Source organism: Mucilaginibacter humi, assembly GCF_013087555.1.
Map to the genome: position 1 here is coordinate 1 of NZ_JABFCR010000002.1, position 12,651 is coordinate 12,651.

At 42.4% G+C, this 12,651-nt stretch carries 10 protein-coding genes and 6 pseudogenes; 9 read left to right on the top strand and 7 right to left on the bottom strand.

Annotated elements, in window-relative coordinates; translation table 11 throughout:
• Positions 1 to 18: 18 nt before the first annotated feature.
• Positions 19 to 256, bottom strand: a pseudogene (locus HK413_RS00535) (SAM-dependent chlorinase/fluorinase); the annotation flags it as partial.
• Positions 257 to 360: 104 nt separating this feature from the next.
• Here HK413_RS00535 and HK413_RS00540 point away from each other — a divergent pair.
• The 7 genes and pseudogenes from HK413_RS00540 to HK413_RS00565 all read left to right on the top strand — a co-directional run bounded on the left by HK413_RS00540 (position 361) and on the right by HK413_RS00565 (position 5,974).
• Positions 361 to 1,316 (top strand): annotated as a pseudogene (locus tag HK413_RS00540) (PhoH family protein).
• Between the two features lie 85 nt (positions 1,317 to 1,401).
• Positions 1,402 to 2,345, top strand: a pseudogene (locus HK413_RS00545) (phosphoribosylaminoimidazolesuccinocarboxamide synthase).
• A gap of 53 nt (positions 2,346 to 2,398) precedes the next feature.
• A pseudogene (locus HK413_RS20340) lies at positions 2,399 to 2,599 on the top strand (STAS domain-containing protein); the annotation flags it as partial.
• Between the two features lie 43 nt (positions 2,600 to 2,642).
• On the top strand, positions 2,643 to 2,801 hold the full coding sequence (locus tag HK413_RS20345; protein ID WP_317169163.1) for a hypothetical protein: 159 nt from the start codon (positions 2,643 to 2,645) through the stop codon (positions 2,799 to 2,801).
• Positions 2,798 to 3,709: a ribonuclease Z gene (locus tag HK413_RS00555; RefSeq protein ID WP_175268762.1), complete on the top strand. Its 912-nt coding sequence runs from the start codon at positions 2,798 to 2,800 to the stop codon at positions 3,707 to 3,709. Before HK413_RS20345 ends, HK413_RS00555 begins: the two co-directional genes overlap by 4 nt.
• A 523-nt stretch (positions 3,710 to 4,232) precedes the next feature.
• On the top strand, positions 4,233 to 5,297 hold the full coding sequence (locus HK413_RS00560; RefSeq protein WP_175268763.1) for a PAS domain-containing protein: 1,065 nt from the start codon (positions 4,233 to 4,235) through the stop codon (positions 5,295 to 5,297).
• A gap of 74 nt (positions 5,298 to 5,371) precedes the next feature.
• The gene (locus HK413_RS00565) at positions 5,372 to 5,974 is read left to right on the top strand and encodes a hypothetical protein (protein ID WP_175268764.1); all 603 of its coding nucleotides are present in this window, start codon (positions 5,372 to 5,374) and stop codon (positions 5,972 to 5,974) included.
• A 37-nt stretch (positions 5,975 to 6,011) separates the two neighbouring features.
• Here the strand turns inward: HK413_RS00565 and HK413_RS00570 are convergent, their stop codons facing one another.
• The 6 genes from HK413_RS00570 to HK413_RS00590 form a co-directional block, all read right to left on the bottom strand.
• Positions 6,012 to 6,347, bottom strand: a complete 336-nt coding sequence (locus HK413_RS00570; protein WP_175268765.1) for a hypothetical protein — start codon at positions 6,345 to 6,347, stop codon at positions 6,012 to 6,014.
• A 259-nt stretch (positions 6,348 to 6,606) separates the two neighbouring features.
• Positions 6,607 to 7,125 carry a hypothetical protein gene (locus HK413_RS20350; protein WP_317169143.1) on the bottom strand — a complete coding sequence of 173 codons (519 nt, stop codon included), beginning with the start codon at positions 7,123 to 7,125 and terminating at the stop codon, positions 6,607 to 6,609.
• Complete coding sequence (locus tag HK413_RS20355) at positions 7,125 to 7,562, bottom strand: MlaD family protein (RefSeq protein WP_317169144.1); 438 nt, start codon at positions 7,560 to 7,562, stop codon at positions 7,125 to 7,127. The genes HK413_RS20350 and HK413_RS20355 overlap by 1 nt, the downstream gene beginning before the upstream one ends.
• Positions 7,563 to 7,676: 114 nt before the next feature.
• Positions 7,677 to 8,084 carry an N-acetylmuramoyl-L-alanine amidase gene (locus HK413_RS00580; protein ID WP_175268766.1) on the bottom strand — a complete coding sequence of 136 codons (408 nt, stop codon included), beginning with the start codon at positions 8,082 to 8,084 and terminating at the stop codon, positions 7,677 to 7,679.
• Positions 8,084 to 8,326 (bottom strand): N-acetylmuramoyl-L-alanine amidase family protein, encoded by a 243-nt coding sequence (locus HK413_RS00585; RefSeq protein WP_317169156.1) that lies wholly within the window; start codon positions 8,324 to 8,326, stop codon positions 8,084 to 8,086. The genes HK413_RS00580 and HK413_RS00585 overlap by 1 nt, the downstream gene beginning before the upstream one ends.
• A complete protein-coding gene (locus tag HK413_RS00590; protein WP_175268768.1) occupies positions 8,299 to 8,559 on the bottom strand; it encodes an N-acetylmuramoyl-L-alanine amidase in 261 nt (86 codons plus the stop codon). Before HK413_RS00590 ends, HK413_RS00585 begins: the two co-directional genes overlap by 28 nt.
• Before the next feature lie 763 nt (positions 8,560 to 9,322).
• On the opposite strand from HK413_RS00590, the pseudogene HK413_RS15825 reads away from it, so the two are divergent.
• Both HK413_RS15825 and HK413_RS00605 read left to right on the top strand, forming a co-directional pair.
• Positions 9,323 to 11,380 (top strand): annotated as a pseudogene (locus tag HK413_RS15825) (putative LPS assembly protein LptD).
• 4 nt (positions 11,381 to 11,384) lie between these two features.
• Positions 11,385 to 12,631: pseudogene (locus HK413_RS00605) on the top strand (competence/damage-inducible protein A).
• Positions 12,632 to 12,651 lie beyond the last annotated feature (20 nt).

Consider the following 12,651-nt stretch of genomic DNA (forward strand, 5'->3'; position numbering starts at 1 on the left):
TCTTGTACCTTAGTGCCGGTACTTGGTATTATCGCTGTATACGGTATCAATACCGATAAGATGCACGGTATCGTCAGGAAAATAATAGAAACTATTTTTTTAAAATGAACGCCGCTTGTTGTACATTGTAAGCGGCAACACTGTTGGTAATATCAACAATATTAACGGTTGGCAGCAATTTTAAAATACTACCTTTAAGGGCAGCCTGATAAATGTCTTTATCGCCCAAATCAGTAGTTAAAGTTATTATTGCCATTAAATTTATTAAATATTTATTACTAATCTTGTACAAGCGTTAGACGCTGCAAATATTCAATTTTTAATTCATAAAAATTAGCAACAAAATAATCAAAATTACTATTGAACGAGCTTAAAATATCAATTGAAAATATTAACCCTGCTGTTTTATGGGGACCTAACAATGATCACTTCGAGATCATTAAAAACAATACCCAAAATTAAAGATAGTTGCACGTGGAAGTGAGGTGAAAGTACTGGGCGACGAGCGCGAACTGGTTATTTTTGAAGAAAAATTTAATCAGCTGATACAGCATATTGAGAAGTTTGAGAATTTAAACATAACTGATCTTGAGCAGGTATTAGGTTCGAAAATTGATATCAACGCGCCCGCGGATGCCGCGACAGATAAATTTGCCAGCGGAGAGGTTATCGTATTCGGCCCTAATGGCGTAATGGTTAAGGCGCGTACAGCCAACCAGCGCAAAATGGTTGATAGCCTAAACAAAAGCGATATCCTGTTTGCCATAGGCCCTGCAGGTACCGGTAAAACCTATACCGCGGTTGCTTTGGCGGTAAGAGCATTAAAAAATAAAGAGATCAAACGGATCATCCTTACCCGCCCGGCTGTTGAGGCAGGGGAAAACCCGGGTTTTTACCGGGCGATTTGAAAGAAAAGATCGACCCATACCTGCGCCCGCTTTATGACGCGCTGGATGATATGATCCCTGCCGAAAAACTGAAACTATACGGAGAACCGTACTATCGAGATTGCACCGCTTGCATTTATGCGCGGCCGTACACTGGATAATTGCTTTGTGATATTGGATGAGGCGCAAAACGCTACCGATATGCAGCTAAAAATGTTTTTAACGCGTATGGGGCCGTCGGCCAAATTTATTGTTACGGGTGATGTTACGCAGATTGACTTACCTAAAAAGCAACAATCGGGCCTGCACACCGCCCTGCGCATATTAACCGATATAAAAGGTATTGAAATAGTGTACCTAAGCGGCGAAGACGTTGTACGCCATAAACTGGTACGCAAAATTTTGGCAGCTTACGGAGATATTCAGTAGAGTGTTGAGTAGTGAGTTATGAGTGGTGAGTGTTTACTTGCCAGCTGATAACTCAAAACTCATCACTCACAACTCACAACTCACAATGAACGCAATAAAAGAAACTCATTTTAATTTCCCCAACCAAACCAGTTTTTATAAAGGTAAGGTTAGAGATGTTTATACAATAGCTAATAAATACCGGTAATGGTGGTAAGCGACCGCATATCAGCTTTTGATGTGGTGTTGCCCGAGCCAATTCCATATAAAGGACAAGTGCTGAACCAAATTGCCGCCAAATTTTTAAAAGCCACTGCCGATATTGTACCTAATTGGGTGGTAAGCGTGCCTGACCCAAGCGTCACCATAGGCCGTATTTGCGAGCCTTTTAAAGTTGAGATGGTTATCCGGGGGTATTTAGCGGGCCATGCCGCGCGCGAATATGCTGCCGGCAAGCGCCAGGTTTGTGGTGTGACTTTACCAGAAGGTTTAAAAGAAAACGATAAATTGCCCCAACCTATTATCACCCCGACAACCAAAGCGGCAGTAGGGCATGATGAGGACATATCGCGCGAAGATATTTTAGCAAAAGGTATTGTGTCTGAGCAGGATTATGCGAAGTTAGAGAAATATACCCGGGCATTATTTGCCCGCGGTACCGAAATTGCCGCTAAACAAGGGTTAATATTGGTTGATACCAAGTATGAGTTTGGTAAAATAGGCGACCAGATCTACCTGATCGACGAGATCCATACACCCGATTCTTCGCGCTATTTTTATAGCGAAGGCTATGCCGAAAGACAAGCCAATAACGAACCGCAGAAGCAGCTGTCTAAAGAATTTGTGCGCCGCTGGCTGATAGAGAATGGTTTCCGGGGGAAAGATGGGCAGGTGGTGCCTGTAATGACGCCGGACAAGGTAGAATCTATATCAGAACGCTATATTGAGCTGTACGAACAGATCACCGGCGAGGCGTTTGTAAAACCTGCAGGAGTAAACGTTTTGGACAGGGTAGAGGGCGCAATTAAAAACGCATTAGCTGTATTGTGATTTTATTTGTAAATAAAATTATATATTAGCACTTAAATTACGGAATTAATAAGATGAAGTTTACAGTTGATAAACACGAGAAATATATTTTGGTAAAGTTAAATGAGTCAAAATTAAACTCGTTGATCACGCCGCAGCTAAAATCAGAATTAATATTGATCAATACCGAAGGGCAGCGCAATATTATTCTTGACCTTTCGCAGGTTAAATTTGCCGATTCATCGGGCTTAAGCAGCTTGTTGGTTGGGCACCGTTTATGTAAAAATGCGGGCGGCTCATTTATCCTAACGGGATTAAATGATGCGGTATCGCGCCCTGGTTACCATATCTCAATTAGAAACTGTACTTACTATTGTCCCTACATCCGAAGAAGGTATTGACCATATCTTTATGGAGGAGATAGAAAAAGAATTAAAAAAGAAGCAAGATAATACTTACATTGTTTACCTGATATGAAATTTGAGGTAACAATTCTCGGAAGTAGTTCTGCAACTCCCATTTATAATCGAAATCCCACATCGCAGGTGCTCAATATTAATGAGCGCCTTTATTTGGTTGATTGCGGCGAAGGCACGCAGCAGCAAATGTTGCGTTTTGATGTAAGGGCCAGCCGGATAGATCATATCTTTATCAGCCACCTGCACGGCGACCATTACCTTGGCCTGGTTGGTTTACTGTCGTCACTCCATTTAAACGGGCGCAAAAAGCCGCTTAAGCTATTTGGGCCGCCGCAACTGATGGAAATTATCGACCTGCAGTTTAAATATTCGGAAACAACACTACAATACGCTATTGAGTTTTTTCCTGTTGATGCTGCCCGCTCACAGGTAATTGTGGTTAATGAGGACGTTACGGTTGAAACCATCCCACTTGATCACCGCATACCCTGCACCGGTTTCTTGTTCAGAGAGAAAAAGCGCTTGCGCAAATTGTTGAAGGATGAACTGGAACGTCTGCAGGTTCCGGTCGAGTTTTTTACCTCGCTTAAAAAAGGCGCCGACTATACAGATTTAGAAGGCAAAGTTTATAAAAACGATATCCTCACCATAGATTCTGACACACCAAAAACGTATGCCTACTGCTCTGATACCTTATTTAACGAGCAATACTTCGGGCAAATAAATAACGCCGACCTGCTTTACCACGAAGCCACATTTCTGCATAACATGGTTGACAGGGCAAACGAAACCCACCATACAACTGCCCTGCAGGCCGCACAAATAGCTTTAAAGGTTAATGCCAAAAGGCTGCTTATCGGCCACTTCTCGGCACGGTACAAAACATTAGACGAGCTATTGGAAGAAGCGCAAAGTGTATTCCCAAATACCGGGCTGGCTATTGAAGGCAGGACGTTTGTGGTTTAAAATGCTCCTGACATAATTCGCCAAAAATAATCTTCCTTCTCCTCATGGGCCAAACACACTAGTGGCCGCATTGGCGCATTATTATAAAATTGCAGTGATGCATGAATTGCAATTTTACCGCAAAGTTATGTACATTTATTAAAGCGGTAGCTGAAAGTAAACAGATTCCCTTTTTTCCAGATGCCTGTATTTATTTTAAGTCTCTTTTATGAACAAAATCTTTCGTGCGCCTGACAAAGAGATAGACTATCAAAGTTATATGGTCTATGCTTTGACCATCGTGTGGTCGATAGTAACTACAACGGTTCTTGTAATCGAGCTATTTTATTTTCCGCACTTATGGTACCGATGGCTGTTGTTATTGGGTATTATACTTTTTATCGCCATTTTTAATCTTAGCTTGAACCATTTGCGGCTCACCCGCGTTGCCAGCTGGTCGCTTACGGTAATGCTTTGGTTATATATTACCATTCCCTGTTACTCGGCAGGGGGATGTTTGCGCCCGGCATCCTGTCGCAAATGAGTGTCATACTCACCGCCGGATTTTTACTGGGCCGGAGAGGGGGCTTGCCATTGGTTTATTAACCATTGCTGCCGACTTCGGATTGGCTTACCCGAAGTAAACGGTCATCTGCCTCAGCCGGCAGTTATACATGATCCTATCAGTCGCTGGTTTAGCGCTATTATCCCTTTTGGTACCATCCTGGTATTGCAATATTATGCGATCAATCACCTGCGCACCAGTTTAATCACCTTACAAAGAGAAATTATAAAGCGTAAAGAAGCTGAAGTTATAAAAGACCAAACCGTTCATGATCTTAGCGCGCGGGAAAAGGAACTAAGAGATTACAGATATGCATTAGACATTTCTTCTATTGTAAGCATTGCTGATGTGGAGGGCCGTTTTACCTTTGTAAATGACAATTTCTGTACGATCAGCAAGTATAGTTCTGAAGAATTAATGGGGCAGTCGCATAGCTTGCTGTGGTCGGGTGAGCATCCGCCTGAATACTTCACCGGGCTGGTTTCAGCTATGCAAGAGGGAAAATCGTACAGGGGAGAATTTTGCAACAAGGCCAAAGATGACTCTCTATATTGGGTTGATACCACCATTGTTCCGTTTCTTGACAAGGAAGGAAAGGTCTACCAATATATGTCCATCAACCGTGATATTACACAAAAGAAGAAAGCCCCGGAACAGCTGCGTGCGAGCGAGGAACGCTATAAGTCTATAATTGACGTTTCAAATACCGGAGCGTGGGAGTATGACCTTGATACACAGCGGGTATGGTATAGTGCACAATATTTTTCCATGCTTGGCATTGATAAACCTGAAGGCGTGTGGGAGGATACAGAGGGTATGTCTTGGGTTAGTCGTCTCCATCCCGACGATCGCGAACGGGCGGTCCAAATTTTTGATAAATTTTTATCGGAGGATACCACGGAGTTATATGAGAGCTTTTTCCGGATGCGGCATGCAAACGGGGGATGGGTTTGGATCTGGTCGCGTGCCAAAAGGCTGCATGATAAGGACGGCAACATAACCAATATCAGCCGGGTACCCATACCGATATTACAGAACGCGTAAAGGCCGAAGAAAAGGTCAGGGAAAGTGAACGACTGATTAAAAAGATAACCAGCCAGGTGCCGGGTAATACGTATATGTTTGAAATAGAAGAAAACGGTACACCGAACATCCTTTTCGTGAACCGTGGGACCGAAGATTTCAATTTTACCGCTGATCTGGAGGAGATTTCGCGCGATGCGAATAAGGTACTGGAGGTTTGGTATGAAGGCGACCGGGCCCTTTTTCATGAAAAGCTGAAAGAGGCCTATAAATCGGAAACGGCAATAAGCTTTCAATACCGCATCGTGGTTAAAGATAGTTTCAGGTGGCGCTGGTTGCAGGCTGTTCCTGAAAAAAACGAGCATGGTAAAGTAATCTGGTATGGCGCGACGCGCGACATTACCGACCCGGTAGATTACATCGCATCGGCGGAGCAGATCCTGTTCGATATTTCGCACGTCTTACGCAGGCCCATTTCGTCCATGCTGGGCATCACCACATTAATTAACGAAGGCGATCTTGATCCGGAAGAATTGCTGCATTGCGCCCGCCAATTGCATCCAGTCGCTAAAGAAATGGATAGGTTTATGAACGAATTAAACAGTACGTATGAACAGAAACGGCAAATCAATTCGCTTAATATTGATTTTTCTTCCTTGGTTGATAAGCGCAATTCATTGTTCAGGCCAATAGACTAAGCTATTACTATGTAACGCTCGTAACAAATCCAAAAGATCAAAAAGAAACGCCTACTTGTATGCCTGTACTAACAGACACAGGCAAATCATTACCAAACCTAACCGGTAAGGGCACCGAAACATACAGGCTGGCATCTTTTCCCTTTTTTATAACCTGATTAAATACAGGTGTTACCCCGTAACGGCCGCCGGTTTCAAAAGCCATGCGCCCAATAAAGGTAAAGCCGTGCTTAAAGCGAAACATTGCACCGGGATGGAACACTACATTACTCATTTTGGAAATATTTTTTTCAGTACGTATGCTGGGTACAACTTCAAAACTTACGCCAAAGTTGTCGCTTTTTAAAATGTTTACACCAAACGGAAAGCCCACTACATACGCGTTGCCAAAATTGCTGGTAAAGCCGGCTTTGGTCCGGTAGTTAAAGGTTGTAACACGGCAACAAAACCGGTTACTTTTGGATAAGTTGTTATTTGTGCTTTGGCTATGCCAAATATAGCTAATAATAAAATTGATAGTGTAAATCGTTTTATCATAATAGGGGTTTTATAAGTATGTTATTGTTGTTGCAATTATACTTATAAAAAATCTACTAAGCAAATAGACTTTGTATACTTTTTTTGTTCTGTATTTAATACTTAGTCCTTTTTATTCCCCCGCCAAACACCGAGAAGTGTACATAACGTTTGGGATTGGCCTTCAGATCAATAAACAATTCGTTCATGTTATATGATGTTTGCTCCAGGTTTTTGTAGAGTTTGTCATCATTCATCAATAATCCTAACGAGCCTTTATTGCTGTTGATATTGGCCATAGTAGCCTGCAGGTCGGCTACCGCTTTGTTGGCGTTATCCAAAGTCTGTTTGATGTTCCCGTTGGCAAGGTCGCCGCTAAACTTCTGGAAGTTGGCAGTAACATTATTTAAACCGGCTGTAGTCACCTTTAAATTGCCCGATACAGTTTCGGCATTAGCCAATATCCCGTTGATATGTCCGGTTTGTGTGCCTACCAATGCATCTATCTTCCGGGTTGTGCCTTCCAGTGTTTGTAATGAATTAGCTATACTGGTAAAGCTACGATCGACATTACGTTGAAAGTTAGGGTTCAATATCTTATTAATTGCCGCCAGCGACGAATCTAACTTGGTCATCAAATTCTCGGCTTTGGTTTGGATAGGCTGCAGGCTTTCGGCCAGGCTACCCGGATATCGGCACGCAGGGTGTCTTTATTCTCGGCATACTGCTTGCTGTCGCCTAAAAGAAATACGATGGCTTTGCTGCCCAGCAAGTCGGTACTTACCAACTTGGCCAGTGTATTAACCGGTACGTTGTACTCGCTTTTAATTTTAAATTCAACCGTAGTGCGGCCATCCTCGCCCAATTGCATTTTTGATATGTGCCCGATAGGGAAGCCGTTAACTAAAACCGGTTTTGAAACGGTAAGTCCGTCAACACTTTTGTAAACCGCATAAAATTTATTGGAACCAGAGAATATATCGTTTCCTTTTAAAAAGCTGTAGCCCAATATTAGTACTGCAATGGCAATTGTTGTTAAGGCACCAATTTTTGTTTCGTTTGATATCTGCATGTGTAGTTGTGATGTTGATTTAAGATTAATGTTAATATTCCTAAACGGATGAATATACCATCTATCTCTTTTACTTGCTTGTTTTAATTAGAAATCTGACATCACTATAACCAATTACCTTACTACTTGTTCTACTTTATCTTTATAAACTTGTATAGACCGCACAATAGTGTTCACTATCGCCTCCTGTCCTTCCTCTGAATTTAAGTATTCCTCTTCCTCATGGTTGTTAATATATCCTATCTCAACCAGTACTGAAGGCATGGCTGCATGGCAAAGCACATACAAGCTTTGTTCGCGTATCCCTTCCAGCCTCCGGCCATCGGTATCAACAAACTCGTTAGCCGGGATATTTGCCATGGTTATGCTCCGCACCCTAAACTTCCTGTTATATTCGTTCGTTAATATAATGGTTTCCGGATCGTTTGGATCGACGCCACCGTTATCTATATCTTCCTCTAAGGTGTTTGATTTGATTTCATTTTGTTGTTCGCGGGTTCGCTTTAAAGCATAAACCAGCATCAAAACCCCTTGCCTGACCTGTCTGCCACCCTTACGGTTTTATAAACTCCTTTGCCTCTTTTAGTGCCTACCCGTTCGCGTATGGTTCTTTCAGGGAGCGAGTTACAGTGAATAGAGATAAACAGGTTGCCTTTGTTTTCATTGGCGATTTCGGCCCGCCGTTCAAACGATACGTCTTCGGGTGTTTTACGTGTAAGCACCGCATTAACGCCGGCTATATTTTTTCTATCGCTTTTTGCAATTTAAGTGCTACGGCAAGCGTTACTTGTCTTTCGGTAGAGAAAGTGCCGTCGGCACCACGCGAGAAGTGCCCCGGACCGGTGGTTTTATCGCCGTGACCGGCATCAACAATAACTGTTTTAAACTTAAAGCCGTTATTTACAACAGTATCAGTTCTTACCGAAGGGATTATTGTGAAAGAAAATAACGAAAAGCAAACGGGTAATGCCAATAAACCAAAAATCAATCTTTTCAATGCCTTATTTTTCATTATTTTTGAACGCTGTTAACTATATCTGCAAAAATACTATTCATAATCAATTTTGAAATTTACCAACTTAATTTTTCTATTTGCACTTATTTTAATGGTTAACATAATAGCTTATGCTAACAAGAGCAGGGCTGTTATAAAAGGTCAGTTGCAGATACAATAATAAAGCTTGATTCTAACAAACGGCTTCCTAAGACCACTAAAGATAGAAATTCTAAGTCAACTTCTGCTACAAAAACGCTGGTGACGGGAAGCTTATTGCATCTGATACCTCAAAAAATAAATCGGATATCAATACCGAGATCAAAGATATTGCCGACTCAAGCTATAATGATGTTAAAACAGGCATCAGCTACCGTATTGGTAATGCCCGGGTAACTTATGGCGATTTTGAGCTGGATGCCGAGTATATACGGATAGACAGGAAAAAACACCTGATCTTCGCAAGCGGGCTCCGCGACAAAAAAACCGGCAGATACATAGGTCGTCCTATCTCTAAACAAGGTAAAGACGAACCCATAACATCCGATTCGTTACTGTTTAATTATGAAACCAAACGCGGTAATACCGGAACATCTATACACAGCAGGATGGCAACTACATTTCGCATGGGCAAGCCAAAAAATTAAACGAAGAGGAGGTTGCGCTTGCCAACGTTATTTTCAGCGCCTGCGATAAACCATCAAGAGGCGAGGACCCGGATTACGGCATTGTTATTACCAAAGGTATTGGCGAGCAGAAAAGAATTATTTCGGGTCCGGCTTATTTAATGATAGAGGGTATACCGTTACCAATTGGGGTGCCGTTTGGCTTTTTTCCCAAAACGGATACAAGGTCATCAGGTTTAATTATACCCACTTTTGGCGAGGATGCCACCTTAGGTTTCTTCCTGCGTGATTTTGGCTATTATATAGGTATAAACGACTATATGGACCTTACCAACCTTGGTACATATTATTCAAACGGGTCGTACGAGGTAAGCAGCTCCATGAATTATATGAAAAGGTATAAGTACAATGGAAACGTAGCACTTAGTTATGGCTCGCATAATTATGCCTTACCCGGCGATCCGCCGGCGCGCGATTTCCATATTAACTGGCAACATAGTCAAAATCCAAATGCAAGCCCGGGCAGTACTTTTAGCGCCTCTGTAAATGCCGGTACCTCAAGTTTTTACAGGAACAATCCGGCCTCAACCGGGTATAATTTGCAGCAGCTTACGCAAAATGCCCTGCGTTCAAGTATATCATATTCAAAAACCTGGCCCGGATCGCCTTTTAACTTAACTTCCAGTCTTTCGCATAGCCAGGACCTTACACAAAAAACGGTTTCGCTGGAATTGCCAAACGTTAACTTTAGTATGGCCAGTATAAACCCGTTTGATAAAAAAGACAGGGTCGACGAGCAAAAATGGTATCAGAAAATAACTATGGCCTACACCATGACGGCCACCAACCGCATAAATAATTTGCCCGAGTCGGAGCTTTTCAGGAAAGAAACACTCACCAAGAAAATGCAAAACGGTATCCAGCATACCATACCGGTAGGATTAAATTTTAACTTACTTAATTACTTTCAGTTTAACGTAAATGCCAATTATAATGAGCGCTGGTATTTTCAACACATAAACGAGCATTTTGCCCGGGCTGATTCATTGGTAATTGACACTATACCGGGCTTTACACGCGTTGGTAATTATAACCTGAGTGCCGGTATATCAACTAAAGTATATGGTACGTTAAACTTTAAAAATAGTAAAATTAAAGCCATAAGGCACATTATTACACCCAGCATAGGGTTTAACTATTCGCCAGATTATTCGGGGCTTGACAGGCCTTATAATCGGTTAATTGTAAGTAATGCTACTGTGCCGTACCCGGTTGTTTATCAACGCTATTCTATTTATAACGGAGCGGTATACGGTGGCCCGGGGGCGGAAAGCAAGCTGGTATAAGTTTAAGCGTTGATAATAACCCTGGAGGCAAAGGTGAGGGCCAAAAGCACGGATAGTGTGCAGGATGACAAGAAAATACAGTTGCTGCAAAGTTTGTCGTTTAATACTTTTTACAATTTCGCGGCCGACTCATTAAACCTGTCGCCAATTTCCGTATCGGGCCATACCGGGTTGTTTCATGATAAAATAAACGTAAGCTTCAGTGCTAATTTTGACCCGTATGTTACCCAGGTGCGCGATTCTATATCCAACGGGCAAATGGCTAAATACATACGGCAAATAAACAGGTATACCTGGCAGGATGGTAAAATACCTATGCTTACCAATTTTAGCCTCTCTATAGGTGGTTCATTAAACCCGGCTGCGTTTCATCCGTCGAAAAATGGCGAAAATAATTATAATGACAATAGCACAGCAGCACGGATAAATAGCCTTGCCAACGCTACCGCACAACAACGCCAAAGCCTGGCTTTGCTTAATAGTGATCCAAGCGCATATATTGATTTCAACATCCCATGGAACCTAACGCTTAATTATAACTTTAGCTACTCAAACGCCTACATCGCAAGTCAAACAACTAATACAATAATGTTAAGTGGCGATATAAGCCTTACCGCTAAATGGAAAGTACAATTCAATACCAACTACGATTTAAAAGTTGGCCAGCTAAGTAGTGCCACCTCGTTTGCTATCTATCGCGATCTGCATTGCTGGGACCTCTCAATACAGTGGCTGCCGTTTGGTTACTTTAAATCCTACAACGTTACGTTAAGGGTGAAATCGGCTGTTTTACAGGCATTAAAACTGAGTAAAAGAAGCGATTATACCAGCAATGCCAACTTTAATCAATAACACCATGCTTGCAGAAATAATAACTATAGGCGATGAAATATTAATAGGGCAGATTGTTGATACCAATTCGGCCTGGATGGCACAGCAGCTCAACAATGCGGGCATCCGTGTAAAGCAAATATCTTCTGTATCCGACGATAAGCAGCATATCCTTACCGCATTGGCAGAAGCGGCCGAAAGAGCAGACATTATCTTAATTACCGGAGGCCTTGGCCCCACAAAGGATGACATCACCAAAAATACCCTTGCCGAATATTTTGGCGTGGGTATGGTTGAAAACGAAGACGCTTTGAACAACGTGCTCAGGATCTTCGAAAAATATAACCGGCCCATGCTTGAAATTAACCGGCTACAGGCGCAGGTCCCGGCTAATTGCGAAGTTATTGTTAACAAAAACGGAACTGCGCCGGGGATGTGGTTTAATGTTGATGGCAAGATCTATGTATCTATGCCGGGTGTGCCTTTCGAGATGATGTACATGATGGAAGAGGAGGTTATACCAAAACTGAAGGCGTCGTTTAAACTTCCGTTCATCGTCCATAAAACGATTTTAACAGTAGGCGAGGGCGAATCTTACTTATCAGAACGCATTGCTGATATTGAAGACTCTTTACCCGCCCATCTCAAACTGGCCTATTTGCCTAAGCTGGGCCAGGTGCGTTTACGCTTAAGCGGGCAGGGAGCCGATGAAGCTGCCTTAACGCAGGAGATTGAAAAATACACTTCAAAAATTGTTGAGCGGGTAGGTGCCTTTGTAGTCGCCACAGAAGATCTCCCGATTGAAAAAGCCATTTTAGATTATATGGACCAAAGGGGACTAACCCTTTCGGTTGCCGAAAGCTGCACCGGCGGTTATATATCGCACCTGTTTACACAGCATGCCGGTTCATCAAAAGTGTTTTTGGCGGGGCGGTTTCTTATTCGAATGAATTAAAAGAAAGTGTTTTAGGCGTAAAAAGCGACACCTTAGTGCAGCACGGCGCGGTAAGCGAAGAAACCGTTGTTGAAATGGTGGAAGGTGCATTGCGTAATTTTAAATCGGATTTTGCTATTGCAGTAACCGGTATTGCGGGCCCTGATGGCGGAACGCCTGATAAACCTGTCGGCACGGTTTGGATAGCGGTGGCCTGCGCCCAAAAAACCGTCAGAAAGAAATTCACATTTGGCTCCAAAAGGCAGCAAAATATTGAACGGAGCGCTACAAGCGCGTTATTTATGTTGAATACTTTACTAAAGGATGTTGAGAAGTAAACAATCTTTTATCTAATTTT